Below are 25,050 nucleotides of genomic sequence, written 5' to 3'. Positions count from 1 at the left end.
GTGACGATGCCCCCTGAGCATCAAAACTTCTTACGGATTTCGGATCCTATGGACCTCGGACACGTATTCCTGCTGATTCTCGCCGGTGTGGTCGCCGGGGTGATCAACGCGCTGGCCGGTGGCGGCTCGCTGATCACCTTTCCCAGCTTGATCGTGACCGGGCTGCCCTCGATCTCGGCGAACGTCACGAACTCGGTCTCTGTCTTCCCCGGCTACGTCTCCAGCGCGCTGAGCAGCCGGTCCGACCTGGCCGGGCAGTGGCGCCGCGTCCCGGCGGTGCTGCCCGCCTGCGTCGCCGGTTCGGCCGCCGGCTGCGCGTTGCTGCTGCTGACGCCCGCTCGCACGTTCGAGCTGGTCGCGCCGGTGCTGGTGCTCGGCGCCGCGGCGACGCTGTTCTTCCAGGAGCGGCTGCGCGGTCTGGTCGGCCACCCGCGCTCGTTCGGTCCCCGCCGGCGGGCGGTCACCCTGCAGGCGGTGGTCTTCGCCGGCGCCGTGTACGGCGGCTACTTCGGGGCCGCGCTGGGCGTGATGTACGTCGCCGCGCTGGCCCTCGTGCTGGACGAGACGCTCAACCGCATCAACGCCCTCAAGAACGTCCTCACCGTGACCGTGGGAGCCGTCACGGTACCGGCGTTCGCCCTCTTCGGCCCGGTCAACTGGTCGGCCGTTCTGGTTCTGGCGCCCGCGACGGTGGCCGGGGGATACGCGGGGGCGACCCTGGCCCGGCGCCTGCCCGGCCGCCTGCTGAAGGCGCTCATCGTCACCTTCGGCGCGACGATCGGCCTGGTCCTCCTGACCCGGGCGCTCATCTGACTCCACCCCGACGAAAGAGGAACTCGATGATTGACTGGGTTGCGCTGACCGAGTCGCTGGGGTCGTCCCCGTGGCTATATCTGATCCTCATGTCGGTGTCCTTGCTGGACTCGTTCCTCCCGCTGATCCCGAGTGAGCCCGTCATCATCCTCGCCGGTGTCTTCGCGGCCGCGGGGTCCACCAACCTCGGGCTGGTCATCGGCGCTACCGCGGTCGGCGCCTTCCTGGGCGACCAGGTTCCGTACGCGCTCGGCCGCCGGCTCAGCGCCGCGATCGGAAAGCGGCTTCCGCCCGGCTCCAGGCGACGTGCGACGCACGAGTGGATCGCCCGGCAACTGGCCGCCCGTGGCGGATTCGTCCTGGTGAGCACCAGGTTCATTCCGGTCGGGCGCTACCTCGTGACCGTGACCACCGGGATGGTGCGCTACAGCTATCGGCAGTTCGTCCTGTTCACCCTGGTCGGGGGCGCCGCCTGGGGCGCCTACACCGTCATGACGGGGTACCTCGGCGGCGTGCTCTTCCAGGACAACGCGTTGCTGGCGTTCGCGGTCGGACTCGGACTCGCCCTTCTGCTGTCCGGCGTGATGGAGCTGATCCGCCGGATTCGCGCTCGCGACACGGTGGCGTGAATCGGGCCGGTCGGGACGGCACTGCAATTGCGTACGGGTAAATCGTCGCTTTACCACATAGCACTGGATTGCCCCGACGTCTCGGTTTAGCGTGGCCGGTATGAACGTGACGCCAATCGACCATATTCGGATTTCCGACGTGGTCGCCAATCTGGCGCGGGCCCAGGACGAAAAGGATTGGGAACGCTTTCAGGGTCTGTTCGCCGATCGTGTCACGCTGGACCTGACGGGACAGCCCGGTGAGCCGGCCGAGGAACTGACGGCGCCGGAGATGACGGCCAAGGCCCGTGCGATCATCGGCGGTTTCGCCTGTACGCATCACGCGAGTTCCAACCTGCTCATCGAGGTCTCCGGCGCCACCGCGCGCTGCCGGGCCCACATGGTCGCCTATCACCACGTCCCGACCCCGGGCGTCGACCATCTCACGATGCGGGGCTATTGGCGGCTCGACCTTGTCGACGCGAACCAGAGGTGGGCGATCCGGCGGTGGGCAATCGTGCGGACCGCGCCGTGGGAAGGAAATCCCAACCTGTACGACATCGCGCGAGAAGGAGCTTCAGGTGATCTACGAGATGCGCCGTGAATCGGCGGTGCGCGGCCGTGGCGAAGAGCTGGCCCGGTGGATGGACGAGCAGGTCATTCCGTTGCACGAGGCGAACGGGATGATTGTTGCGGGCACGTTCACCGATGCCGGTGATGCAGACGCTTTCATCTGGATCCGCGGGTTCCGCAGCGATGAAGAACGAGCAGAGGTCGTAGCGCGAGTACATCGCGATCCGCTTTTCGAGTCCGAGATCAAACCACGGCTCGGTGACCTTCTGGCCGGCGAGGCGGTGACCGTGCGTCTGGTGCCGACCACGCACTCCCGGCTCCATTGACGGCCGAACCGGCGCCAGGCACGGAACGAAGTGAATTCGCGGCCCATTCAGGAGGTATGACACGTGCGTGCAGTAGTGGCCGGCGGCGGGATCGTCGGACTCACCAGCGCGATCGCGATGCACAGGGCGGGCATCGAGGCGGTGATCCATGAGCAGGCGCCCGCGATCCGGGCGGCGGGCGCGGGGCTCGGGTTATGGGCGAACGCGTTGGCGGTCTTCGACGAGCTGGGGCTGGGTGAGCAGGTACGAGCCATCGGCCGGCCGGCGGAGATGTACTTCCGGGACGACGCGGGCGAACTGATCCATCCTCCCGGGTTCTCGGAGGACGACCACCGGTACCTGCTCGTGCACCGGGCCAAGCTGAACGAGTTGCTCGCCGACGCGGTGGGCCGGGACAACATCCGCCTGAACTCGCGGCTGGTCGGCTACGACGAGACCGATGCCGGCGTGGCGGCCCATTTCGACGACCGGACGACCGTCGAGGCGGACGTCCTCGTCGGCGCCGACGGCGCCTACTCGGTGGTTCGATCCCTGCTGCTTCCGGGCAGCGACGCCGTCGAGCACGAAGGCCATCACGCCTGGCGCTCGGTGGTCCGGCCGCCGGCCGGCGTCACCGTCGACGAGGGGGTCATCGTGCTCGGTGCGAACCGCACCCGGGGCGGGTACGTGCCCACCGTCGACGGCACCGTGTACTGGCTGGTCAACCAGTTCAACGTGGATTCGCTGGAGGGCACCGCGAAGGATCAGGCCACGCACCGGGCCGCGTTCCTCGACACGACGGGCTGGAATCCGGCCCTGCCGGCCCTGATCGCCTCGACGCCGGAAGAACAGGTGCTGCACAACCAGATCATGCTGGTGCCGCCGTTGCCGCGGTGGGTGTCGCACCGCGTGGTCCTGGCCGGGGACGCCGCTCACGCACTTTCTCCGCACATCACCGCAGGGGCTTCGCTGGGCGTCGAGGACGCCCTGGTGCTGGCCCGGCTGCTGGCCTCCGCCGACGGGGTGCCCGCCGCGCTGACCGCCTACGAGCGGGACCGGATTCCGCACTATCGCACGGTCAACGAGCTGTCCAAGAAGGTGGAGGACTCGGCGACGCCGGCGGAGTTCGCCGCCAACTACCTGGCCTTCAGTCACTGGATGCTCAACCGGTAGTGGCATCGGACGACAGGGAGAACCAGATGGGCCTGTGCATCGACACCGACGTCGCCGTGCCGATGCGCGATGGCGTCACGCTGGCGACCGATCTCTGGCGACCGGCTGGATCGGGTCCGTGGCCGGTCCTGCTCGCTCGCACGCCGTACGGAAGAACGTCCACCGCCCACCTGGGCAACCCGAAGCTGCCCGACATCCGCACCCTGGTCGACAACGATTATCTGGTCGTCGTCCAGGATGTGCGCGGCACCGGGCAGTCCCCGGGGCTGATGGAACCGCACCGCTTCGACCAGAGCGACACCGTCGACACGCTGGCCTGGATCGCCGGCCAGGCGTGGTGCGACGGCCGCACGGGGATGTGGGGCGCTTCGTACATGGGCTTCCCGCAGTGGCAGGCGGCAACGCAGGCGCCCCCGGCGCTGCGCGCGATCGCTCCCATGATGACCTCGGCGGACGTCTACCGGGCCTGGTACCCGACTCCGGGTGCGGTGTCGCAGAGCACGTTGTTCAACTGGTCGGCCCGCATGGCCATGGCCAACCTGTCGCGTCAAGGGAACACCGGACCGGCCGACCCGCGGGACGTGGCCGAGATCCGGGCCGCGCTCGAGGACCCCGACACCCTGTATTCGTTGCCTCTCGGTGACCGGGGCGCCCTTCTCCGAGGCCTGCCCTGGCTCGGCGAGATGCTCGCCCATCCCGGCCCGGACGCGTACTGGAAGCCCATGAACTCGTTGGATCGCAGCTCGGCGATCACTGTTCCGGCGCTGAACGTGACCGGCTGGTACGACGTGTTCGCGCGAGAAGTCGTCCGCTCTTACACCACGATGCGCCGTGCCGGCGGCAGCGTGCCGGCCCGGGAAGGCCAGCAACTCATCATCGGCCCATGGGGCCACGGCGACGGCGCCGACCTGGGGGTCTTCCCCGACCGCTCGTTCGGCCTCACGGGGTCCGTCAAGGCGGCGGCGATGACGCAGGCCCATCTGCGGTTCTTCGACCGGTGGGTGCGAGGCCGGGCCGAGGCCGACCAAGGTGCGCGGGTACGCATCTTCGTCATGGGTCCGGACCGGTGGCGCGACGAGGACGACTGGCCGCTGCCCGACACCCGGTACGACGACTACTTCCTGGGGAGCGCGGGACGGGCCAACAGCTCGGAGGGAGACGGACAGCTGCGTACGAGCCCCGCCGCCGAGGATCTCGGCGACTCGTTCTTCTACGATCCACTCGACCCGGTCCCGACCGTGGGCGGGCCGACCCTCGGCGTCGACGGACTCGCCGGCCCGGCCGATCAGGCCGACGTGGAACGTCGCGACGACGTGCTCTGCTACACCAGCGAATTCCTCGCGGAACCGCTGGAGCTCACCGGCCACGTCGCCCTCACCGTGCACATGTCCTCGACGGCGGTGGACACCGACGTCACCGGCAAACTCGTCGACGTCTTCCCCGACGGTCGCGCCATCATCCTCTGCGAAGGCCTGTGCCGGTTGGGGTACCGGGCCGGCACGAGCCGGCCCCGGCCGCTGGAACCCGGCCAGATCGTCGAGGCCACGATCGACATGGGCGTGACATCGAACGTCTTCGGTCCCGGGCACCGCATCCGGCTCGAGGTGTCCAGCAGCAACTTCCCGCGGTACGACCGCAACACCAACAGCGGCGGAACCATCGCGTCCATGACCGGCACCCAGGTCGCCCGCAACCAGATCTTCCATGGACCGGCCCATCCCAGCCGGCTGACGCTACCGGTGATCGCGAGGCCCAGATGAGTACGCAGCGCATCGAGGCGGATCTTCTGATCCCCGGCCGTGGTACGCCCGTCCGCGACGGTGTCGTCGTCATCGACGGCCCCGTCATCGCCTACGCGGGTCCGCGCGACGGTGCACCGATCGACGCCTCGGCGGTCGCGCCGGTGCGGGCCCGCACCGTCATGCCGGGAATGTGGGACTGTCACACGCACGTCAAGGGCGGCCGTCCGGGCACCTTCGATTCCGCCCTGCTGGTTCAGGAGCATCCGGCGACGCGGGCCGCCCGGGGCGTACCGGGTCTGCGCCGTGCCCTCGACGCCGGCGTCACGAGCATCCGTGAGCTCGGCGGAATGGGGTTGCAACTCGCCCCGGTCGTCGCCGAGGGCCACCTGCCGGGCCCGGCGATCTACGCCGCGGGCTCAATCCTGTCCGCCACCGGCGGCCACGGCGACATCCACAGCCTGCCCAGCGGATGGATCGACGACTGCGCCCGGATGGGCACCGAGTTCCGGTTGGCCGATGGCGAGGCCGAATGCGCGAAAGCGGTGCGTGAACAGCTTCGCCGCAACGCCCGGATCATCAAGGTGTGTGCGTCCGGTGGCGTGCTCAGCGTCATCGACGATCCGATCCACCAGGAATTCACCGGCCGGGAACTGCGTACCATCGTGGAGGTCGCCGGGCTGGCCGAACGGGGTGTCGCGGCGCACTGTCACGGCAAGCCGGGGATCATGGCGGCGCTGGAGGCGGGCGTGCTCACCATCGAGCACGGCAGCTACCTCGACGACGAAGTCTGCGCGGCGATGCGCGAAACCGGCGCGATCCTGGTACCCACCCTCACCATCATCCGGGAGCTGCTCGACGACGGCGGGCTCCCGCCGTACGCGGCCCGCAAGCTTGCCGGCATCGCCGAGGTCCACCGGACCAACATCGCTCGCGCCCACCAGGCCGGGGTGCGGATCGCGATGGGTACGGACATCCAGAGCAGCGGCGACGCCCCCGCCGCCTGGGGGCGTCACGGGCGGGAGGCGGCGTTGCTCAACGACATCGGCATGGACGCGCTGGACGTGATCGAAGCCGCCACCGCCAACGGTCCCGCCACCCTGGGCCGGCAGGCGCCCCGCTCCGGCCTGCTGCGAAGCGGCTTCGACGCGGACATCGTCATCGTCGACGGCGATCCGCTGCGCGACATCTCGCTGCTCGCGGACCCGTCCCGCATCACCGCGGTCTGGCAGGCCGGCGCCCGGGTGAAGGGCTGACCTCCCCTGAGCGTGCACCCCGAGGGCAACAAAATGAGGTACTTCTGGGAAGTACCCATCCGTGACGTCCCGGCCCGCGTATCCGTGGTCATGCTCACGTTGAAACGGAAGATCGCCTTCGCTGTCGCCGCCCTCGTCACGGTCGGCGTCTCGGCGGTCACCTACCAGGCTTCCGCTGCCGAAGCCCCGTCGCTCCAGCCGCCGGCCGGCCTGAAGATCCTCGGCCAGTTCGTGGTCGGCAGCGGCACACAGACCTACACCTGCACGGGTGGGAAGTTCACCGGCTCGTCGGTGCCCGAGGCCCGCCTGTTCGACGGCGCGAACCGCAAGATCCACCACTTCGGCGGCCCGACCTGGCAGTCCGAGTCGGACGGTTCGCTGATCACCGCCGCCCCGGTGGCCAACTCACCGGTCCCCGGGGCCATCCCCGAGTTGCTGCTCGAGGTCAAGACGCATTCCGGTCAGGGTTTCCTCAGCACCGTGACGCACATCCAGCGGATGAACACCTTCGGTGGCGTCGCTCCGTCCACCGCCTGCACCGACGGCCAGAAGACCAGCGTCCCCTACAACGCCAACTACATCTTCTGGGGCAACTGACCTCACGCGCCGCGTTCGGCCGGGCTGAGCCCGCATTCCCGGCCGGACGCCGCGTTCGATGTGCGTGGAAAATGACCATCGTGGCGAGTGACCCGGACGACCGCTGGGTGATCCGGGCCGGCGGGCTGGGCGTGACGGTGGTCGCGACCCTGGTCACCGCCGTGGTCGAGCTCTACCTGACGCCGTTGCGGGTGGCCGGGGCGCCGATCGGCGCCTCGGTCGTCTTCGCGGTTGCGGTGAACTGGGTGCTGGCCTGGTTCGCGCTGCACACCACCCGGCGGCGGTGGGCGGTCAGTGTGCCCTGGGGGCTGTGGAGCGTGGTGATGGTCCTCGCGGCCGGCGCTCGCACGCCCGAGGGCGACCACCTGCTGTTCCGCAACGACGTGCCCAGCGTCGGCGACCTGATCCCGCTGGCGATGATCCTGCTCGGCAGTCTGTCGTTCGCCGTGTTCGCGTACCGGATGATCCTCGGGAAGACACGGGCGCCCACACCGAGACAGCCACCGGTGGGTGGACCCGGGTCTTCCACGGGCGCGAGCCTTCATCGAGATCCGGGCCGCCTTCCGGCCGATCCGCTGACCCGGGACGCCCGCGTAGCCGCCGTCCGGCGCAGGGTGGCCGGACGGCGGTGAACCGCGTTCAGGACAAGAGCGTCAGTTGAGGTACCACTGCTGGTAGGTGTTGTTGGCGTTGCTGGGGCTGCAGGTGCCCAGCCGGACGCCGACGCTGGCCGAGGCCTCCAGGCACAGCAAGCTCTGCAGGTGTTGGAGCTGGGCGGTCGCGGGGTAGTACCGCCACTGCTGGTACCTGTTGTCGGGGGTGCAGGTGCCCGGGCGGACACCGACGCTGGCGGCTGCCTCCACGCAGTATTCGTGCGGGCTCGCCAACGTTGACCACCCGGCGGGCTCGAACAGGTACAGCTGGTAGGAGTTGTCGGTGGCGCAGGTGCCGAGCCGGATGCCGACCGACACGCTGCCCTCCAGGCACTTGCCGGTCTGGCCGTGCACGAACTGGTAGAAGGCCAGATCGACCTGGACGGGTTTCGGCGCCGCCGCGGAGGCGGGCGAGGTTCCGAACGTGAAGACCCCCGTAAGTGCGATCATGACGGCAGTCAGGATGGCAATCACTTTCTTCGATGTCATGACCGGAGTCTTTCATCGCGATCACCGTAAATCCACAGTGGATTTCCGATCGGACGTCAGTCCTGATCGGGCTCGGGGTCGAGGACGTGATCGGGCCAGTCGTCGTCGGCCGGATCCCAGGGGGCCGTCTCCAGGACGAGGTCGTCGTCGAGCGGCAGGGGATCGAGGGCCGGGATCTCGGGCGGCGGGATCAGCTCGGCGAGCGCGCGGTCGTCGGCGCCGTTCGCCGGGTCGATCGCGTTCGCCAGGGCGGCATGCCAGACCACGGGGGGTACGACGATCGCCATCGCGTCCTCGGCAACCGGGCCAGTCATCGCGTCGTCACCTGCCCTCCGCACCGACGCCGCAGGCCGGCCGGTACGTGAAAACTCTACGCCTCGCCCGCGCCGGGATACACGCTTCCGGGGTCGTACCGGTGGCCGGGTACCGGGGCCGGAAGTTGCACCCGGACAAACGTTCGGTCGGCCAGCTGTGCCCGTCCATTACACGTTCGCCCTGCTCACAGCCCCGTAGGCTGATCACGACGAGGGGGGCGGGCCGATGGGCGGTGAGCACGAGACGGTCCTGCTCGCGCGGGCGGCCGCCGGCGACGCGCGCGCTTTCGCCGATCTCGTGACGCCGTACCGGAACCGGGTGTGGGCGGTGTGCCTGCGGATCACCGCCGACCGCGACGACGCCGACGACGCGCTGCAGGACGCGCTCACCGCGGCCTGGCGCAACCTGGGCGGCTTCCGCGCCGAGTCGCGGTTCGGCACCTGGCTGCACCGCATCGCGGCCAACGCCGCGCTGGCGCTGGTGCGCCGCCGCCGGGACACCCCGGCCGAGGATCATGTGCTGGATCGCCCGGTCGAGGTCGACGCGTACGCGGCGGTCGACGAGGCGGACCGGATCGCCGCCGCGGTGCGTCTGCTGCCCGACGACTTCCGGGTGGCGTTCGTGCTGCGCGAGTACGCCGATCTCACCTACGAGGAGATCGCCGCGCACCAGGACATCGGGGTGCAGACGGTGAAGAGCCGCCTCAACCGCGCCCGCCGCGCGGTGGCCGCCGCCCTCGGTGTTCCGGAGGCGGTCCCGCCGCGCTGACCGTGGCGTCGTCATCGGGCTCGTCCGGCCACGAGGTGGTACGAGCGGACCAGCACCCGCGCGGCGTCGGCCTCGCCCGGGTGCTCCGGCGACGCCGCCCGGGCGCGGGCCTGTCCGGCGAGGCGTTGCGCCGCCGCGGCGAGTTCGGTCCCGGCCACCCCGGGCGCCAGCCCCACCCGTTCACGGTCGTCGGCGGCCGACACCAGACGTTCGAGGTCGGACCGCAGCGGGCTGGCCGGGTGCTCCCGGCTGATCTGGTGCAGCATCGCCAGCTCGCGCAGCGGGTGCAGGACGGGGTCCACGCGGGCCGCCTCGATCAGCTCCCGGGCCCGTCCGTGATCGCCGGCCGACCGGCCGGGTGCGGTCGCCGCCTCGAGCCGGGCCATCGTCCGGGCGACCTTGAGGACGCCGCTGCGCTGAACCAGCCGGTCCCGGATCGCCGCCTCCACGCCGCTGAGCCCGGAGGTCGCCGCGACCCACGGCCACAGCGCGGCCAGGCCGTCGCCGGCGTGATTCCGGCCGGCCGTGACGCCGTACGGACCCAGCAGGTCGAACAGCCGGCGTACCTCGGCCGGCCGGACCGTGCCGGGCAGCCCGGCCTGCTCCCAGACCTGCAGCAGGGCCGGGTCGAGTTCGCGCAGGGCGGCCAGGGCGCGGGCGTCGGCCTCGTTCAGTGCTCCCGTCTGCGCGGTCTGGGCGAGCAGCCCGGACACCGGGACCACGTCGACCAGCTCGCCGGGGTGGCGTTCGGCCAGCCGGCGGGCTTCCGCCGCGGCCAGGGCGAACGGGTCCTCGCCGCTCCACGGGCCCGATCCGAACAGGTCGGCCTGGGTGAGGACGCCCAGGGCGTTGACGACCCCGCCGACCCCGCCGCCGGCGTCGCGGAAGGCCCGCAGGAAGCCGATGTCGGACTCGCGTTCCGCGTCCCGGAAGGCGAACAGGACGGCGTCCGCCTCCGAGGTCGAGGCACGTGAGGACGCGTCGCCGAGCAGGGCGAGGCGGGTGGCCGCGTCGTTGGCCCGGGTCAGGGTGGACAGGCCGGGAGTGTCGATCAGGGTCATCTGCCGCAGCGCCGGCGCCTTGATCCGCACTTCGAGCCGGGCGACCTGTTCGGCCGGGACGCCGACGTCGGCGGGCACCCGGTCGCCGGGCAGCGGCCGGCTCAGCGTGTGGCCGTCGCGCAGGTGCACGGTCAGCGAGCTCGGTTCGCCGAAGCAGTACCAGGTGACCATGGACGTGCACTCGCCGACGGCGGTCGGCGCCACGTCACGTCCGATGAGCGCGTTGACCAGGGTCGACTTCCCGGCCTTGACCACACCGACGACGGCGACCCGCAGCGGCTCGGTCAGCGCCGCCGCGACGGCGTCGAGGACCGGTTCGAGGGTCTCGTCGCCGGCTTGCCGCAGGTCGTCGGCGAGCCGGGCGACCCGATCGAGCAGCACCGCGGACCGGCCGACCGGCACGGCGGCCCGGCCGGAGGAGGGCGTCATCGTGCGACCACCACCTGCACCGGCCGGAGCACGGCGTGGTCGTCGGCCCAGCCCGGCCGGACCTGGCGGAGCACCACGGGGCCGTGGCCGCCGGCGCCGCCGGGCTCGGCGCCGACGGCTTCGTGGACGGTCGCGTCGAAGGTTTCCCGCGCGGTTGCCGTGAGCTGCCGTACGCCGGCCCGGACGAGGACCGTCGTCACGTGGGTCTCGACGCTGGTCGCCCGGAACTGGACGGCCAGATCGTGGGCGGTGATCAGGCCTCTCACCAGGTGATCGGTGCGAGCGTCGGCGGGGACGGCCCGCGCCGGCGCCGGGATGACCGGCGCCGGGGCGGGAGGCGCGGGGGCGACCGGCGGCGGAGCGGGCGCCGCCGGGGCGACGGTCGTGGCGCCCCGGGCCGTGGCCCGGCCGAGGACGACGCCGGCCAGCACGCCGAGGCCGAGGCCGAGGACGCCGGTCACGGCGTACGGCCAGAGATCCACCACGACGTCGATCATTTCCGGTTGGACGCCTTCGACGCCATCATTCCGAGCCCCACCACCACCGGGACCAGCACCACCGGGTGATCGCCGATGAACTTCCCGATGCCGTCCAGCACGCCCGGCTCCGGGGGCACCAGGGACGCCCCCAGCACCGTTTCGGGCTCGGCGCCAGGCACCGGCAGGCCGGCTCCACCGTCGGCCGGCGGGGCGGTGTCGGTGACGACCATGGTGTTGCCGGAGTCGGCCCAGGCGTCGGCCAGGACGTCCAGCGGCACCGTCTCCAGATTGCCGTCCGGCGAACCGGGGTCGGAGAGGATGGCCGTGCCGTTGACGACGTCGATGCCGGTGAGGACGACGGCGTGATCGGGTGCCTGGTCCTCGACGCCCGGCGTGTCGGTGCCCCAGACCTCGCCGCTGTCGATGGCCAGGATGATCTTGTGGCCGTCGGCGAGGTGGTCGGCCAGCCCGTCCAGGTCGCTCACCTCGATGTGCGACGGCACCCCGGCCGCGTCGAGCAGGGTCTGTGCGCCCTGGACGTCCATGCTGGGAACGCCGTCCGGGCCGACGGTGAACACGTTGAGCTCGTTCGCGGCCTGGACGAAATCCTGTTCGTCGGCGAAGTGCCGGCCGGTGAACGCCGAGACGACCTGGGCCACGCTGGAGGGCACGCAGAAACCGTTCGCCGCCTGCTCGAACCAGTGCTGCGAGTCGCCGACCGGGTCGCCGATCAGCTGGCCGTCCTGGACGACGAAGCCGTCCGTCGCGGCGCCGTCCACGTCCTCCACCACGGCGACCGGCTCGTCGGCCGGCGTGAACGGGTCCTCCGGGTGGGGCGCCTGGGTGACGTCGAACTCGAACTGGTCGTCCGGGCCGTCGTCCGTCATGTGCGGGTCACTCATCTCGTTGCTCCCGAAGTCGTCGGCTCGACCGAGGTGGTCATGGATTCGATGCGGGCCGCGGCGGCGATGTTCCCGGTGACGCCGCGATCGGCGCCGACAACACCGCCGCGATCTGGCGGCGGCCGTCGGCGATGGCGGCCAGGTGGTGCTCGACGGCGGCCAGCTCGGACTGCCGGCCGTCCCGCGAGGTCTTCGCCAGGCGGTCCCGGTCGGCGATCCGCTCCTGCGTCTGCCGGGTCACGGTCTCCAGATGCCTGCGGTACGCGACGATGATCTCCGGCCTGGTCTCGCGGATCGCGTCGTCGACGGCCGCGGTGAGGTCGTTGCGGGCCCGGTGCAGCGTCTGGCTGACCATGGTTGTCAACGTCCGGCGGCCCTCCTGCGCGCTGATCGTCCGCACCGACATCCACAGCGCCCCGCCGCCCAGTCCCAGCACGAGCGGGATCATCAGCGGGTTGGCGATGCCGATGGTCAGGCTCCGGGCCAGGCCGGAGATCTGCTGCACGAGGGTGGCGTTCTTCTGCGTCAGCGGCCCGGACGGTGACGGCGCGGGTGGCAGCGCGGCGCGTACCCGCAGCGCGGGCACGAAGGTCATGACGACGTCGGCCTGCTCCTCGTCCAGCCGGAGGCCGGCCACCGCGGCGATCGCCGAGCGGATGCGCTGTCCCTGCTCCTCGGCCAGGGCGATCAGCTCGCTGTCGAGCCGGGCCACGTACCGGCGGGCGACCTGCTCCTGATGCCCGTTGTTCTCCCGGGCCAGGTCGGCCTCCCACCGTGCCTGCAGCTCGGTGATCGCGGTGTCGATCTCGTTCGCCAGGACGCGGCGGACCCGGCCGAGGTCGCGTTCCAGGTCGGCCTGCGCGCGTTCCCGGGTGACGGTCAGGGCCCGCAGCTTCTCGCGGTCGGCGTCGTTCGCACCGGCCGCCGCGGCCGGATCGCTCAGCACGACGAGGCGCTCGCCGACGCGCTCGGCCACCTTGCCGAGCGCCAGGTCGAGGTCGCTCATCAGGGCCCGGGTCCGCTGCTGCCGCCGCTGATCCAACGCCCGCAGCAGGGTCTCGGCCAGCGCCGGAAGGTTCCCGGCCGCCTCCAGCGCATCGCGCTGCTCCGCCGGCAGGCGCTCGGCGGCCGCCGCCAGGGCGGCCGAGACCGGCACGATCGGCACGTCGGACAGGCGTGGCGCGTGCCGGTCCAGCAACCGCCGGTCCTCGTCGAGGGTCTCCCGCCAGCGCGGGAACCGGTCGGTCTTGGTCAGCGCGAGGACGACGGCGTCGGCGCCGGCCGCGACGTCGGTGAGGAAGGCCAGTTCGGGCGCGGTGAGGATCTGCCCGGCGTCACAGACGAAGAGCAGGACGCCGGCGTCGCCGGCCGCCAGACGGGAGACCTGCGCGTGCGCCGCGACCAGGCCGCCGATGCCCGGTGTGTCGACGATGGGTACGCCGGGCAGATGACGGCCGGCCGCGGCGACGACCGCCCCGACCACGATCGCCTCCAGCCGTTCCGCACGCAGGAACGCGTCGGCCGTCCGGTCGTCCACCGCCCGCGCCGCCGCCTGCGCCGAGACCTCGCGGACGGAGCCGTCGGACAGCACGATCTCGGCCCGGCCGACCGGCAGCCGCTCGGACGGCGCGACGACGCGCAGGAACGCGGCGGTGGTGACCTCGACGCCGACGGGTGACAGCCCGTCGTGGCCCAGCAGCCCGTTGACCAGGCTGCTCTTGCCGCGTTTGACCTCACCGACGACCACGACCGACGGTGGGTTGAGCGGGCGGCCGGCCAGCGTGGTGAGAACACTCGCCGCGCCGCGGTCGTGCTTCGCGAGCAGCCGGAAGCCACTGAGGTAGGCGGGGGCGACCTCCGCGGGCAGGCGGATGCGGTCACCGGCCGGGCTCACGGGGCGACCACCTCGAACGACTGGGTGAGACGCTGCCAGACGGCCTGTTTCATCCCGGCGACCTGAGTTCCGGCGTGCGCCGGGTTCGGCTTCAGCGCGACGGCCGTACGGACGACTTCGGCGTGGAAGACGACATCGCTCATCGGCCGGCCATGGTCGGAGCCGACCGGCACGACGATGAAGGAACCGTGGACCGCGGCGCGCGGGATGGCGACCTGGACGACGCACCGCCGGTCGTGATCGACGAACCGGTACCCGCACGGCCGGTCCATGAACCGGCCGCCGAACATCTCCGCGACGGTCCGCCGCAGCCAGCCGTACACCTCGTCGGCGTGGCCGTACACCCGCCGGTCGAGGCGGGTGTCGTCCCGGGCCGGGCCGGGCCGCGGCGGCGGGTCGCCGGCCACCTCGACCGCGTCCAGGCAGGCGGCGAAGGCGGTCACCGGATCCGCTTTCGGCCGCCGGTCGGGACGCGCCGACTTCACCAGGTCGAGGGACACCAGGACGGCGCCGTCGGGACGGACCGTGACACCGGCGAACGACAAGGTCGCGGCCGACTCGGACAGGCAGCACCGCCACGCCGCGGTCGCCGAGCGGATCTCCTGCTCGACGATCAGCCGGGCGCCGTCGCCGGCGAGCGCCAGCTCACGCGCCCACGCCGCGGGGTCCCGCGCCGGGCCGGGCGTGACGAACCGGGCCTGCATGCTGCCGAACAGCTCGCCGGGCGCGGCGTACAGGCGTTGCACCAGCTTCTCCCGCACGCTCTCGAAGCCGGGTGGCACCAGCAACCATCCGGGCCGGCCGGCGTCGCCGGAGGTCAGGCCGAGCCGGTCGGCCGCGACCGTGAGGGCGCCGTCGGTCAGCGCCACCAGGTGATCGCGCAACCCGGTCCCGGTGACGAGCGCCGGTGACCCGCCGTAGACGAGGTGGCCGTGCGGGACCCGGCACAGCAATGACAGCGCCTCGGCCCCGCCGGCGCCGGAGCGGACCAGCGCGGCGTGCCGCAGGCCGGGCGGGCGCGGCGCTTCCACCGCGTCGACCGGCCCCTTCATCACGTGCCGGGCGAACAGCAGCGGGTCGTTGTCGAACACCTGCCACTGCCCCTGGTCGGGCCAGAACTCGATCGCCGCCCGGACCCGCCCCCGCGGGTAGCGGGCGGTGAGGACGGCCCGGCCGTCGCCGGTCAGCGCCTCGCCCCTGATCCGGGCGAAGGCCGCCGCCACCACGCCGGAGCGCAGGCGCAGCCGGGGCGCCAGCGGGGTCAGCGACCGTGAGGACGCCGGCCCGCGCGGCGGGGGTCTCGACGCGGGGCGCGACAGGGTGGTGCTGTCCAGGGCGCCGAGCGGGGTCACCGTCTTGGGGTCGTCCTCGTACGGCTCGGCCGGCCGGTCCAGCACCGCGGCCAGCCTCGACTGGACCTGCGGGACGTGACTGGTGCCGCCGGTGAGATAGAGCGCCGCGACGTCGCCACGCTCCAGCCCCGCATCCGCCAGCGCGGCCGTGAGCAGCCCGGCGACCTGGTCGACCTCGCCGGCGATCAGGGCGCTCAGATCGCTCGCGGTCACCATGAGCACGTCCTGCAGCCCGGCCGCGGCGATCGCTACGGGTGCCACGGTCGCGCCGTCCGACAGGGTGTGCTTCGCGCCCCGGATCAGTTCCCGCAGCGTCAGCACCGCGGCCAGGTTGGCCGGGTCGGCGAGGGCGGCGAGCAGGTCGTCGCGGCCGCGCGCCCGCAACTGCTCGTCCACCCAGGCGCGCATCCGCGAGTCGAACAGGTTCCCGCCGACCCGGGCGCCACGCTCGGCCAGCACCGTCCAGCGCGCCCGGCCGGGCTCGTCGGCCCGCAGGAGCGCGACGTCCGTCGTACCCCCGCCCAGGTCACACACCGCGACCACCGACCCGGCCGGCAGCGGACGCCCGCGCCGGAGCACATAGCGGGTCGCGGCCGCGACCGGCTCCGGCACCAGCGTGACCTGCGCCGGGTCCGCGACGATCCGGGCCCGGCGCGCGGCCTCGACCAGGACGTCGGTCAGCGTCGCCGACCACGCGGCCGGGTGGGTCAGGAACAGCCGGGCCGGCGGGGTGGGACCGGCCAGCTCCTGACCGCGCCGCAAAACCATGGTGAGCACCGCGGCGATCAGGTCGGCCACCTGCACGTCGTGGTCGCCCAGCCAGGTCTGACCGCCGCCGACCTCGTGCAGCAGCGCCTTGGGACTGGGCTCGAAGCCTTCCGGGTGCACCATCGCCCAGGACACCGCCTCGGCGCCCGCCTTGAGCTCTCCCGCCGGGGTCATCAGCACCGCGGAGGTCACCTGGTCGGCCGCCGAGGACAGCCGGACCACCTGGGCCGGCGCAGCACCCGACCGGTAGGCGGCAGCCGTGTTCGACGTGCCGAAATCGACGCCGAGATCCCACTCCGAAACCACCCGCACCCCCACTCGTTCTCAGGTCTGATGCCCCGGGCCCGGACAATGTTCCCGGGAACATCGCGACGATCCGGGCACTCCAACGTTCATGAGCGACCACGTGACCAACGACGACTGGCCCGAACCGGAAGCGCACATCACCATCGAGACGACCGGCGCCGACCCGCAGGTGTTCGACCTGGGTCCCGCCGTCCTCGACGCGATCCCGGGCGGCGGCCCCGACACCGCCGTCCAGCAGGATGAAGACCTCGTCATCCTGGCCGCCGACGTGGACGGCGACGGCCGGGCCGACAAGGTCATCGGTTACGACGCCACCACCGGTGAGCAGGCCTTCGACGCCGAACGTGACGACACCGCGGCCGGCGGGTGGCGGCCCGCGGCCGAACCCGGCGCCGAGCCGGCGCCGGTCGAGATCCCCCCGCGGTTCCGCGACATCCAGCCTCAGGGCACCGATTTGGTCGCCACGGCCCTGGCCTACACCAACCGGGCGGTCGCCGAGTCGGCGGCCGGCCTCTGGACCACCGCCTACCCGGGTGAGCCCTGGCCGACCGACGACACGGGAGCGCCGCACCGGCCGGAAACGCTGCTGCACTACATCGCCGGGGACGACAAGCTGCCGCAGGCGGTCTCCGAGGCCGCCGACGAGGCGGTGACGGACTACGAGAAGGCCATCGGCCACGCGATCTGAGGCCCGGCCGGCACGAGGAGGAGCTGGGCCGGTCCGACCCAGACTGGCCCAGCTCGCACGCCGCGCACATGGCCCGGGCCGCCGGACTGAGCCAGTCGTAGAGGTGGTCAGGTCGTGGAGACGGTCAGGGAGTGCTGACGGTGAACTGGCCGGCCCGGACCGAACCGCCCAGGGCCTGGGTGGCGTGGTTGAACAGGCCGAATCGGTAGCCCATGAAGAACCGCCAGTCGTTGGTCAGCGGGAAGGCCGGCCCCAGCGTGGTGAACGTGCTCCCGTTCGTGCTGTAGGAGAAGGTGGCGGTGCGGCCGGAGCCCGGCCGGATGTCGGCGCTGACCCGCAACCAGATCGGCCCGCCGCCGACCGTGGCGCCGGCTCGTTCGGCGCCGGTCCCGGTGGTGGACCAGCCGTTGGCAGACATGGTCAGCCCGTCGGTCATCGAGACCCGGGTGACGCCGTTGTCCTTGCGGAGGCCGATCCACGCCGAGGAGTCGCGCAGCATGGCCAGGCCGGCCCGGTCCCCGTTGGCCATGGCCGAGTGGTCGAGCTGCACCGTGGCGGTCGAGGACGGGCCTTGGATGCGACGGGTCAGGGTGTTGCGCGCGGCGTAGAGATCGTTGGTGACGGTGGCGGTCGACAGGGTCAGCCCGTTGTTCACGCTGAACTTCGTCGTGTCGGGGTTGTGGTTCCACTCGTACTGCGGGCCGAGCGTGCCGCCGGGGAACGAGTCGGCGCCGGTCATCGGCGCCAGCGGGTGCCACGGCAGGTTCGGCCGGGCATAGCTGGCCCCCCAGCGGCCGTTGACGGTCTGCAGGACCGGCCACCCGTCGCCGCTCCAGGTGATCGGGGCGAGGGTGGGCATGCGCCCGCCCGGGTACGCGTCGGTGAAGGCCATGTACCACCAGTCGCCGTTCTGGGTCTGCACCAGCCCGCCCTGGTGCGGGACGCCGCCGCCGGTGATCGGACCGGGCAGGTCGAGCAGGACCTGCCGTTGCTCGTACGGGCCCCACGGGCTGGTCGACCGCAGCACGTACTGACCGTTGGCCGGGCGGGTCAGCCAGATGTAGTAGTAGTTGCCCCGCTTGTACATCCGCGCGCCTTCGAGCGTGCCGATGCTCGCCGGCGTCTGATAGACCGCCTGCGAGCGCACCTCCGCGGTCAGGTCGGGGGAGAGCTGGGCGACGCTGATGGTGCCGTTGCCGTACGCGACGTAGGGGGTGTCATTGTCGAAGAGCAGCCCGGCGTCGTAGTAACACTTGTTGATGCGGGCCTTCTTGCTCCAGCCGTTCCCGGCCGAGGCCGAGGTGTAGACGTAGGTGCGGTTGAACTCGGTGCAGCCCAGCCAGTAGTAGGTGTTGCGGGCCGGCCGGTAGTTGAACGCCGAGGCCCAGATGCCTTTGACGTACGCCCGCCCGCCGGTCAGGTCGTAGGCGCTCGAGTCGAAGTCGAGCCGGGGCACGGAGTGTCCGGCGTACTCCCAGTTCACCAGGTCGTAGGAGCGCAGGACCGGCGCGCCCGGCGAGTAGTGCATGGTCGACGCCGAGTAGTAGTAGACGTCACCGACCCGGATGATGTCGCCGTCGGCGAAGTCCTGCCACACCACCGGATTGCTGAACGTGGACGGTGCGGCCGGGGCCGCGCCGCCGATGACCAGGGCGAGCACCGCGGCGATCCAGAGCTTCACCGCGACCACCTCTGATTGGCGGCGGCGGTGCAGGTCCACAGCAGCACGGCGGTGCCGTTGGCGGTCAGGTTGCGGTCGACGTCCAGGCACAGCCCGGAGGCGGCGCCGCGGACGGTGCCGTCGGAGTTGATCGTCCACTGCTGATTGCTGCCGCCGTTGCAGTCCCAGAGCTGCGCCTTCGCGCCCGCGCCGGCGTTGAGCGGGGCGTCGAGGCACTTGCCGAGCGCCTGGATGGTCGGGCCGGTCACGGTCCAGCGCTGGTTGGCGCCGCCGTTGCAGTCCCAGATGACCGGCTGGGTGCCGTTCGCCGTCGCGCCGTCCGGCACGTCCAGGCAGCGCCCGGACGCGGCGCTGACCAGGGCGGCGCCGCTCGGCGGCGGGGTGGTGGCGCCGCCGCTGACCCGGTAGACGACGGTGCCGTGCCCCGGCACGCTCGCGGCGATGGCGCCGGTGCTGCCGCTGGTGGCGCCGGTCCACGCCTCGCGCAGGGTGAAGGAGTTGCCGCTCTTGCCCACCGCGGCCGCGGTGGTCGAGATCGTGGTGGCGCCGCTGCCCTGGTTGAACAGGGCGACCGCCACGTCGCCGTCGGCGAGCCGCTTGGCCAGCACCCGGCGGGTGCCGTCGTTCGACACCTGGGTCGCCTGCAACCCGAGGCTGTCCTGGTTGATCGCGATCAGGTCCTGGTTCTTCAGGATGGTCTGGGTGGCCGCGTTCATCGACCGGATGTCATTGCCGGCGATCAGTGGCGCGGCCAGCATCGCCCACAGCGCGAAGTGGCTGCGCATCTCGGTGTCGGTCATGCCGCCCCGGCCGACCTCCATCATGTCCGGGTCGTTGAACCCACCGGGGGCGGCGTAGCCGGCCAGCGGCACGGTCACGTTGACGATGTTCTGGATGCCCATCGGGTACCCGTTGGACTGGCCGGTGTCCCAGGCGTTGGTGATGTCCTCGGTGGTGCGCCACAGGTTGGCCACGTCGCCCCAGTCGCGCTGCGGGCCGGTCTTGGCGTGCACGCTGTTGGAGTTGATGCTGTAGACGATCGGCCGGCCGGTCGCCGCGAGCGCGTCACGCATCTTGGCGAAGGTCCGCACCTGGTCGTCGATGGTGCCGGTGGGGGAGCACCAGTCGTACTTCAGGTAGTCCACACCCCAGGCGGCGAACTGCCGGGCGTCCTGGGTCTCGTGGTTGAGGCTTCCGGTCGCGCCGGGGTAGCTGCCGAAGTACTGGGCGCAGGTGCGGTCCAGCGGGCCCTGGTAGATGCCGAACTTCAGGCCCTTGCCGTGCAGGTGGTCACCGAGCGCCTTCATCCCGCTCGGGAACCGGCCGGGATCGCCCTGCAGGTTCCCGGCCGAGTCGCGGTTCGGGTTGAACCAGCAGTCGTCCACGACCACGTACCGGTAACCCAGGTCCCGCATCCCGCTGCTGACGATCGCGTCGGCCATCTGCCGGATCAGGGTCTCGTTGATGTTGCAGCCGAAGGTGTTCCAGCTGTTCCAGCCCATCGGCGGGGTGCGGGCGACCCCGTTCTCGAGGGCGTGCGCGGCGGGGGCGCCGACGACCGCGGGGATGCCCGAGAACAGCAGCACCCCCGCCGCGATGAGGGCCTTCCACGTCCGCACGGTCAGCTCCCTTGGCAGACGGGCGTCGCGGTGGGCGGGGCGCCGGTGCCCTGGAAGCCGAACTCGGTGGTGCCGCCGGCCGGGACCCGGCCGTTGTAGCCGACGTTGGTGAAGGTGCTGCCGGAGACGGTCGCGTTCCAGGCGTTGGTGATCGTGCCGCCGGAGGGCAGGGACACGCTGACCGTCCAGCCGGTGAGCGCGCTGCCGCCGGCGTTCACCCGCACGCTGGTGGTGTAGCCGCCGGTCCAGGCGTTCGGGGTGAGCGTCGCGGTGCAACCCGCGCCGGGCTCGGGCTCAGGCTCGGGCTCCGGGTCGGGGTCGGGGGTGGCGCCGCCGGCGTTCAGAGCGTTCAGGACCGAGGTGTACGCGGCCTTCTTGTTGCCGTTGCCGTCGAACAGCAGGGGGTTGTCGCTGCGCCAGGAGTCGCTGTCGCGGATGCCCCAGACCGTGATGCCGGTGCAGCGGGAGACGGCCAGGCAGGCGCGGGTCACGGTGGCGAAGATGTTCGCCTGGTTGCCGCCCTGCTGGACGTCGAGTTCGGTGATCTGGACGTCGACGCCGAGGTCGGCGAAGCGCTGGATGTTCTGCTGATAGGTGGAGTCGATCGTGGTGCCCAGGTGGGACTGCAGGCCGACGCAGTCGATCGGCACGCCGCGGGACTTGAAGTCGCGGACCATGTTGTAGATGCCGGTGCTCTTGGCGTTGATCCCGTCGGTGTTGTAGTCGTTGTAGCAGAGCTTGGCGTTCGGGTCGGCGGCCCGTGCGGCGCGGAACGCGGCTTCGATCCAGTCGTTGCCGGTGCGCTGCAGATTGGAGTCGCGGCGGCCGCCGCTGCCGCCGTCGGCGAACGCCTCGTTGACGACGTCCCAGGCGTAGATCTTGCCGCGGTAGTGGGTGGCGACCTGGGTGACGTGGTTGATGGCCGCGTTGCGCAGGGCCGAGCCGGACATGCCCTGGGCCCAGCCGGGCTGCTGGGCGTGCCAGAGCAGGGCGTGCCCGCGGACCTTGGCGCCGATCGCCTGGCCCTGGGCCAGGATGCGGTCGCCGTTGGTGTAGGTGAACCGGCCCTGCTGGGGCTCGGTGGCGTCCCACTTCATCTCGTTCTCGGGGGTGACCGCGTTGAACTCGGTGGACAGGATGCGGGTGTAGGTCGAGTCGCCGAGCCGGCCGGCCGCGATGGCGGCGCCGTAGTAGCGACCGGTCTGTGCCGCCGAGGCGCCGAGCGTGGTGGCGGCCCAGGCATTGCCGGCGACGGCGATGCCGGCCGTCGCGGCGGCCAGGGCGGCCGCCGCGGCCAGGAACTTGCGAGGCATGGGTGATCCTTTGGTCGTGGGCGCGAGGGGCGTCTTGGGAGCGCTCCCATCGAGTCACCAATGTTGCCAAGAAGTTTCCGGAAAGCACAACAAGGGCGCCGTCCGGCGCGGGCGCCGATCCGCTCGGCCGGATCGGCGCCATATCGCTCTGACCAGGGCTCCTGACCCGCGACGACCTCGGGCGGCAGGTCTCCGTAACGGTTTTTCAGGGGTGAAGGTGGGAACGCCGATTACGGTTTCACGACCGGAGGGTGGGGCGGTAGACGACCTCCAGGGTGCCGCCGTCGAGCGTGCGGCTCTCCAGCAGTTCCAGGTCGAAGTCGTCCGCGCCGCCGAGGATCGGGCTGGTCCCGGTGCGGCCGGAGACCACCGGGAAGATCGTCACCTGCAGCCGGTCGACCAGCCCGGCGGCCATCAACGCCCAGTTCAGCGACAGGCTGGCCGGCGAGCGCAGCGGGACGTCCGACTCGTTCTTGAGGCGGGTGACGATGTCCACCGCGTCGCCGCTGACGATGGTGGCGTCCGGCCAGCCCAGCGTGTCGGTCAGCGTGGACGAGATCACCGTGGCCGGCGCGCGCATCGTCCGGACGTTCCACTCGTCCAGGGAGAGGGGATCGATGCCCGAGGTCATGATCTCGGCGGTCTCCCGGAAGGTGGTGGCGCCGAAGACCATCCGCGGCTCGGGATCGAACAGCGAGGCCCGGTGTGCGAGCAGTTCGGGACCCTGCTTGCTCCAGTAGCCACCCCAGTCGGCGCCCTCGGTGTAGGAGCCGTATCCGTCGAGCGTGGAGAACACGTCCCAGGTGTAGACAGCAGTCATGTCAGTTCCCTTCCTTATTTCTCGGTCACCCCTTCCACGAACCGGGGCGGCCCGATCCGACACGCGGTCACCCGGTTGATTGCCGCCAGCGCAGGTTGAGCTCGGCGGGCGTCGGCGCCGCGGCCGCGGGGGTGCTTCCGGTGCGGAGCCCGTCGAGCAGGATCGTCAGGTAGCGCTGCCGCAGCTGCGTGGTGCGCCCGGGATCGGGCACCCGGATCGCCGCGCACATCTCGAGCAGCATGGCCAGGTCGCCGCTGGTGGCGTCGGCGCGCATGGCGGGGTGGGCGCGCTGGAACAGGGCCTCGGCGAGTTCGCCCGCGCGTACGGCGTCGGCGTTCATCTCGTCGGTCGGGGTGAACGTGCCGGCCAGGTGCACGGTGAGGGAGTGGACGTCGGCGCTGACCACGCCGCGCAGGAAGGTCTCGAAGGCGGCCCATCCGTCCGGGTTCCCGGCGGCGTGCTCGGCCTCGGCGAGGTAGGTGCGCAGGCCGTCGTGGCAGAGGGTGCGCAGGAGGTCTTCCTTGCTCGGGTAGCGGCGGTAGAGGGCGCTGATGCCGACACCGGCGCGTTCGGCGACGGCCGAGATCGGGGCGCGGGGGTCGGCCAGGAAGACCTCGCGGGCGGCGGCCAGGATCGCCTCGTGGTTGCGGATCGCCTGCTGGGCACGGCCGGATGTCGGGCTGGGCATGGCGCCAGGATAGCCGAACGGAACGAAGTATTCCGCTCCGCGTCAGATGGTGCTAGGCTGAATCTCGACCGGAACAGACCATTCCGTTCCGTACGCAGAGGAGTGTGTTGTGAGCGAGATCCGCCCGTTCCAGATCGCCATCCCGCAGGCCGAGCTCGATGACCTGCACGATCGACTGATGCGCACCCGCTGGACCCCGGAGATCCCCGGCCAGGGCTGGACCCGCGGCGTCCCCGTCGACTACTTGCGCGACCTCGCCACCTACTGGGCCGAGGGGTACGACTGGCGCGCCGCCGAGGCCGCCCTCAACCGCCTGCCCCAGTTCGTCACCGAGGTCGACGGGCAGACCGTGCACTTCGCGCACCTCCGCTCGGCCGACCCGGCCGCGACACCGCTGCTGATCAGCCACGACTGGCCCGGCTCGTTCGCGCTCTACCTGCCGGTCGTCGAGGCGCTGCGCGAGCACTTCCACCTGGTCCTGGTCAGCAACCCGGGCGTCGCGTTCTCCGGCCCGCTCACCGACGCCGGCTGGAACACCACCCGGAGCGCGGCCGCCCTCAACGAGATCATGGCCCGGCTCGGCTACGACCGGTACGGCGTCCAGGGCACCGGCGGCGGCGCCGGGATCGCCGTCGAGATGGGCCGGCAGGCGCCCGACCGGGTGATCGGGATCCACGTCAACGGCCACCTCACCTTCCCGTCCGGCGACCCCGCCGACTTCGACGGCCTCACCGGCGCCGAACAGGACCGGCTGCGCCGGCTCCAGGAGTTCCGCGACGACAGGATGGGCTTCAACGCCATCCAGTCGACCCGGCCGCAGACGCTCGCGTTCGGGCTGCACGACTCGCCGGTGGGTCAGCTCGCCTGGATCGTCGAGAAGTTCAAGGAATGGACCGACCCCTCCGCCGAGCTGCCCGACGACGCCGTCGACCGCGACCTGCTGCTGACCAACGTGAGCCTCTACTGGTTCACCGGCACCGCCGGCTCGTCGGCCAACCTCTACTGGGAGACTGCACACGACCCGGGCGCCTGGGCGCCGAAGGGGAAGTCGACGGTTCCGCTCGGCGTCGCGCTCGGCGTAACCGACATCACCGTCCGGCGTTTCGCCGAGCGGGACAACCCGGTCACCCACTGGACCGAACTGCCGGCCGGCGGCAACTTCCTGCCGGCGGAGCAGCCCGGCCTCTTCGCCGAGGACGTCACCGCCTTCTTCCGTACCCTCGCGTGACGAAGCGGTGCGCCGGCCGGCCGTGATGGGCGGGCCGCCGCGGTGGCACACGTTGCCGAATGTCGTCGCCGAGCGCGATCCGCGGGGAGCTCATCAGACGATGAACGGGATGCCGGTGAGGCGCTCGCTGTCACGCCACAGGGCGGCCCCGGTGGCCCGGTGGTCGGCGCCGCGGGGCAGGCGGGCCGGCCTGGGCGGGCCGGAGTCCTGCCGGCGCCCGGCCGGTCCGATGAAGGCGCCGCTCTCCACCGCGGGGCTGGTCGCGGCACAGAGCGAGGGCCAGGCCGCGCCCTCGGGTGAGCCCATCGCCAGCCGCCCGAGCAGCGGCATGAGCAGCCGGGCGGCCAGGCCCTGGGAGTGTTGCTGAAGGTTGGTCAGGGCCGCGCCCGGGTGCACGGCGACCGCGGTCATCGAGGTGCCGGCCAGCCGGCGCGCGAGTTCGACGGTGAACACGATGTTGGCCCGCTTCGATTTCGCGTAGGCGCCCATCGGCCGGTACTTCTGTTCGCTCATCAGGTCGGTCAGCTCGCCGG

General features: G+C 71.6%; 25 protein-coding genes. 12 read left to right on the top strand and 13 right to left on the bottom strand.

Annotated features, from left to right (window positions below; translation table 11 throughout):
- Positions 1 to 48 precede the first annotated feature (48 nt).
- The 9 genes from AB0M54_RS23075 (at position 49) to AB0M54_RS23035 (ending at position 7,696) form a co-directional block, all read left to right on the top strand.
- The gene (locus AB0M54_RS23075; RefSeq protein WP_364473593.1) at positions 49 to 813 is read left to right on the top strand and encodes a sulfite exporter TauE/SafE family protein; all 765 of its coding nucleotides are present in this window, start codon (positions 49 to 51) and stop codon (positions 811 to 813) included.
- A 26-nt stretch (positions 814 to 839) separates the two neighbouring features.
- Positions 840 to 1,442, top strand: coding sequence for a DedA family protein (locus tag AB0M54_RS23070; protein ID WP_364473591.1), 603 nt, complete (start codon positions 840 to 842; stop codon positions 1,440 to 1,442).
- A gap of 100 nt (positions 1,443 to 1,542) precedes the next feature.
- A complete protein-coding gene (locus AB0M54_RS23065) occupies positions 1,543 to 2,025 on the top strand; it encodes a nuclear transport factor 2 family protein (protein WP_364473589.1) in 483 nt (160 codons plus the stop codon).
- Positions 2,003 to 2,320: a hypothetical protein gene (locus AB0M54_RS23060; RefSeq protein ID WP_364327033.1), complete on the top strand. Its 318-nt coding sequence runs from the start codon at positions 2,003 to 2,005 to the stop codon at positions 2,318 to 2,320. The genes AB0M54_RS23065 and AB0M54_RS23060 overlap by 23 nt, the downstream gene beginning before the upstream one ends.
- 63 nt (positions 2,321 to 2,383) lie before the next feature.
- Complete coding sequence (locus AB0M54_RS23055; protein WP_364473588.1) at positions 2,384 to 3,472, top strand: FAD-dependent monooxygenase; 1,089 nt, start codon at positions 2,384 to 2,386, stop codon at positions 3,470 to 3,472.
- Positions 3,473 to 3,498: 26 nt separating this feature from the next.
- On the top strand, positions 3,499 to 5,232 hold the full coding sequence (locus tag AB0M54_RS23050; RefSeq protein WP_364473586.1) for a CocE/NonD family hydrolase: 1,734 nt from the start codon (positions 3,499 to 3,501) through the stop codon (positions 5,230 to 5,232).
- Positions 5,229 to 6,467 (top strand): amidohydrolase family protein, encoded by a 1,239-nt coding sequence (locus tag AB0M54_RS23045; protein ID WP_364473584.1) that lies wholly within the window; start codon positions 5,229 to 5,231, stop codon positions 6,465 to 6,467. The genes AB0M54_RS23050 and AB0M54_RS23045 overlap by 4 nt, the downstream gene beginning before the upstream one ends.
- Positions 6,468 to 6,500: 33 nt before the next feature.
- Positions 6,501 to 7,064, top strand: coding sequence for a DUF3455 domain-containing protein (locus tag AB0M54_RS23040; RefSeq protein ID WP_364327045.1), 564 nt, complete (start codon positions 6,501 to 6,503; stop codon positions 7,062 to 7,064).
- 80 nt (positions 7,065 to 7,144) lie between these two features.
- Positions 7,145 to 7,696 carry a hypothetical protein gene (locus AB0M54_RS23035; RefSeq protein WP_364473582.1) on the top strand — a complete coding sequence of 184 codons (552 nt, stop codon included), beginning with the start codon at positions 7,145 to 7,147 and terminating at the stop codon, positions 7,694 to 7,696.
- Between the two features lie 21 nt (positions 7,697 to 7,717).
- On the opposite strand, the gene AB0M54_RS23030 is transcribed toward AB0M54_RS23035, so the two are convergent.
- Entirely contained in the window at positions 7,718 to 8,167 is a 450-nt protein-coding gene (locus AB0M54_RS23030; protein WP_364327051.1) for an RICIN domain-containing protein, read from the bottom strand.
- Between the two features lie 95 nt (positions 8,168 to 8,262).
- Positions 8,263 to 8,520, bottom strand: a complete 258-nt coding sequence (locus AB0M54_RS23025) for a hypothetical protein (protein WP_364327054.1) — start codon at positions 8,518 to 8,520, stop codon at positions 8,263 to 8,265.
- A 226-nt stretch (positions 8,521 to 8,746) separates the two neighbouring features.
- Between AB0M54_RS23025 and AB0M54_RS23020 the strand changes: the two genes are divergently transcribed.
- Positions 8,747 to 9,289 (top strand): sigma-70 family RNA polymerase sigma factor, encoded by a 543-nt coding sequence (locus AB0M54_RS23020; RefSeq protein ID WP_364473580.1) that lies wholly within the window; start codon positions 8,747 to 8,749, stop codon positions 9,287 to 9,289.
- Positions 9,290 to 9,300: 11 nt separating this feature from the next.
- On the opposite strand, the gene AB0M54_RS23015 is transcribed toward AB0M54_RS23020, so the two are convergent.
- Genes AB0M54_RS23015 through AB0M54_RS22995 form a run of 5 tightly spaced genes read right to left on the bottom strand, consistent with a single transcriptional unit; the run spans position 9,301 to position 16,486 of the window.
- Entirely contained in the window at positions 9,301 to 10,779 is a 1,479-nt protein-coding gene (locus tag AB0M54_RS23015) for a dynamin family protein (RefSeq protein WP_364473578.1), read from the bottom strand.
- The gene (gene grpE / locus AB0M54_RS23010; RefSeq protein ID WP_364473576.1) at positions 10,776 to 11,276 is read right to left on the bottom strand and encodes a nucleotide exchange factor GrpE; all 501 of its coding nucleotides are present in this window, start codon (positions 11,274 to 11,276) and stop codon (positions 10,776 to 10,778) included. The genes AB0M54_RS23015 and grpE overlap by 4 nt, the downstream gene beginning before the upstream one ends.
- On the bottom strand, positions 11,273 to 12,160 hold the full coding sequence (locus AB0M54_RS23005; RefSeq protein ID WP_364327065.1) for a C39 family peptidase: 888 nt from the start codon (positions 12,158 to 12,160) through the stop codon (positions 11,273 to 11,275). Before AB0M54_RS23005 ends, grpE begins: the two co-directional genes overlap by 4 nt.
- A 37-nt stretch (positions 12,161 to 12,197) precedes the next feature.
- On the bottom strand, positions 12,198 to 14,054 hold the full coding sequence (locus AB0M54_RS23000; protein WP_364473574.1) for a dynamin family protein: 1,857 nt from the start codon (positions 14,052 to 14,054) through the stop codon (positions 12,198 to 12,200).
- A complete protein-coding gene (locus AB0M54_RS22995) occupies positions 14,051 to 16,486 on the bottom strand; it encodes an Hsp70 family protein (RefSeq protein ID WP_364473572.1) in 2,436 nt (811 codons plus the stop codon). The genes AB0M54_RS23000 and AB0M54_RS22995 overlap by 4 nt, the downstream gene beginning before the upstream one ends.
- Before the next feature lie 82 nt (positions 16,487 to 16,568).
- On the opposite strand from AB0M54_RS22995, the gene AB0M54_RS22990 reads away from it, so the two are divergent.
- Complete coding sequence (locus AB0M54_RS22990; RefSeq protein WP_364327074.1) at positions 16,569 to 17,168, top strand: hypothetical protein; 600 nt, start codon at positions 16,569 to 16,571, stop codon at positions 17,166 to 17,168.
- Positions 17,169 to 17,292: 124 nt separating this feature from the next.
- Here the strand turns inward: AB0M54_RS22990 and AB0M54_RS22985 are convergent, their stop codons facing one another.
- The 5 genes from AB0M54_RS22985 to AB0M54_RS22965 all read right to left on the bottom strand — a co-directional run bounded on the left by AB0M54_RS22985 (position 17,293) and on the right by AB0M54_RS22965 (position 23,289).
- Positions 17,293 to 18,849, bottom strand: a complete 1,557-nt coding sequence (locus tag AB0M54_RS22985; protein ID WP_364473570.1) for a glycoside hydrolase 43 family protein — start codon at positions 18,847 to 18,849, stop codon at positions 17,293 to 17,295.
- Complete coding sequence (locus tag AB0M54_RS22980) at positions 18,846 to 20,351, bottom strand: ricin-type beta-trefoil lectin domain protein (protein ID WP_364473774.1); 1,506 nt, start codon at positions 20,349 to 20,351, stop codon at positions 18,846 to 18,848. The genes AB0M54_RS22985 and AB0M54_RS22980 overlap by 4 nt, the downstream gene beginning before the upstream one ends.
- 119 nt (positions 20,352 to 20,470) lie before the next feature.
- On the bottom strand, positions 20,471 to 21,781 hold the full coding sequence (locus AB0M54_RS22975; protein ID WP_364473569.1) for an endo-1,4-beta-xylanase: 1,311 nt from the start codon (positions 21,779 to 21,781) through the stop codon (positions 20,471 to 20,473).
- A 238-nt stretch (positions 21,782 to 22,019) separates the two neighbouring features.
- Positions 22,020 to 22,601 (bottom strand): dihydrofolate reductase family protein, encoded by a 582-nt coding sequence (locus tag AB0M54_RS22970; protein WP_364473567.1) that lies wholly within the window; start codon positions 22,599 to 22,601, stop codon positions 22,020 to 22,022.
- Between the two features lie 67 nt (positions 22,602 to 22,668).
- A complete protein-coding gene (locus tag AB0M54_RS22965; protein ID WP_364327085.1) occupies positions 22,669 to 23,289 on the bottom strand; it encodes a helix-turn-helix domain-containing protein in 621 nt (206 codons plus the stop codon).
- A 118-nt stretch (positions 23,290 to 23,407) separates the two neighbouring features.
- Between AB0M54_RS22965 and AB0M54_RS22960 the strand changes: the two genes are divergently transcribed.
- Positions 23,408 to 24,517 carry an epoxide hydrolase family protein gene (locus AB0M54_RS22960; protein ID WP_364473773.1) on the top strand — a complete coding sequence of 370 codons (1,110 nt, stop codon included), beginning with the start codon at positions 23,408 to 23,410 and terminating at the stop codon, positions 24,515 to 24,517.
- Positions 24,518 to 24,610: 93 nt separating this feature from the next.
- On the opposite strand, the gene AB0M54_RS22955 is transcribed toward AB0M54_RS22960, so the two are convergent.
- The gene (locus tag AB0M54_RS22955; RefSeq protein WP_364473565.1) at positions 24,611 to 25,030 is read right to left on the bottom strand and encodes a hypothetical protein; all 420 of its coding nucleotides are present in this window, start codon (positions 25,028 to 25,030) and stop codon (positions 24,611 to 24,613) included.
- Between the last annotated feature and the right edge of the window lie 20 nt (positions 25,031 to 25,050).

Origin of the sequence: Actinoplanes sp. NPDC051470, assembly GCF_040682035.1 — a bacterium.
Lineage (GTDB): Bacteria > Actinomycetota > Actinomycetes > Mycobacteriales > Micromonosporaceae > Actinoplanes.
This window is presented reverse-complemented; position numbering and strand designations above follow the sequence as displayed.

Bases quoted from the DNA above. Each gene is read 5' to 3' on its own strand.
- AB0M54_RS23075 (WP_364473593.1), top strand. From the start codon at position 49: ATGGACCTCGGACACGTATTCCTGCTGATTCTCGCCGGTGTGGTCGCC.
- AB0M54_RS23070 (WP_364473591.1), top strand. From the start codon at position 840: ATGATTGACTGGGTTGCGCTGACCGAGTCGCTGGGGTCGTCCCCGTGG.
- AB0M54_RS23065 (WP_364473589.1), top strand. From the start codon at position 1,543: ATGAACGTGACGCCAATCGACCATATTCGGATTTCCGACGTGGTCGCC.
- AB0M54_RS23050 (WP_364473586.1), top strand. From the start codon at position 3,499: ATGGGCCTGTGCATCGACACCGACGTCGCCGTGCCGATGCGCGATGGC.
- AB0M54_RS23045 (WP_364473584.1), top strand. From the start codon at position 5,229: ATGAGTACGCAGCGCATCGAGGCGGATCTTCTGATCCCCGGCCGTGGT.
- AB0M54_RS23040 (WP_364327045.1), top strand. From the start codon at position 6,501: ATGAGGTACTTCTGGGAAGTACCCATCCGTGACGTCCCGGCCCGCGTA.
- AB0M54_RS23030 (WP_364327051.1), bottom strand. From the start codon at position 8,167: ATGATCGCACTTACGGGGGTCTTCACGTTCGGAACCTCGCCCGCCTCC.
- AB0M54_RS23025 (WP_364327054.1), bottom strand. From the start codon at position 8,520: ATGACTGGCCCGGTTGCCGAGGACGCGATGGCGATCGTCGTACCCCCC.
- AB0M54_RS23020 (WP_364473580.1), top strand. From the start codon at position 8,747: ATGGGCGGTGAGCACGAGACGGTCCTGCTCGCGCGGGCGGCCGCCGGC.
- AB0M54_RS23015 (WP_364473578.1), bottom strand. From the start codon at position 10,779: ATGACGCCCTCCTCCGGCCGGGCCGCCGTGCCGGTCGGCCGGTCCGCG.
- grpE (WP_364473576.1), bottom strand. From the start codon at position 11,276: ATGATCGACGTCGTGGTGGATCTCTGGCCGTACGCCGTGACCGGCGTC.
- AB0M54_RS23005 (WP_364327065.1), bottom strand. From the start codon at position 12,160: ATGAGTGACCCGCACATGACGGACGACGGCCCGGACGACCAGTTCGAG.
- AB0M54_RS22990 (WP_364327074.1), top strand. From the start codon at position 16,569: ATGAGCGACCACGTGACCAACGACGACTGGCCCGAACCGGAAGCGCAC.
- AB0M54_RS22980 (WP_364473774.1), bottom strand. From the start codon at position 20,351: ATGGGCTGGAACAGCTGGAACACCTTCGGCTGCAACATCAACGAGACC.
- AB0M54_RS22975 (WP_364473569.1), bottom strand. From the start codon at position 21,781: ATGCCTCGCAAGTTCCTGGCCGCGGCGGCCGCCCTGGCCGCCGCGACG.
- AB0M54_RS22970 (WP_364473567.1), bottom strand. From the start codon at position 22,601: ATGACTGCTGTCTACACCTGGGACGTGTTCTCCACGCTCGACGGATAC.
- AB0M54_RS22965 (WP_364327085.1), bottom strand. From the start codon at position 23,289: ATGCCCAGCCCGACATCCGGCCGTGCCCAGCAGGCGATCCGCAACCAC.
- AB0M54_RS22955 (WP_364473565.1), bottom strand. From the start codon at position 25,030: ATGAGCGAACAGAAGTACCGGCCGATGGGCGCCTACGCGAAATCGAAG.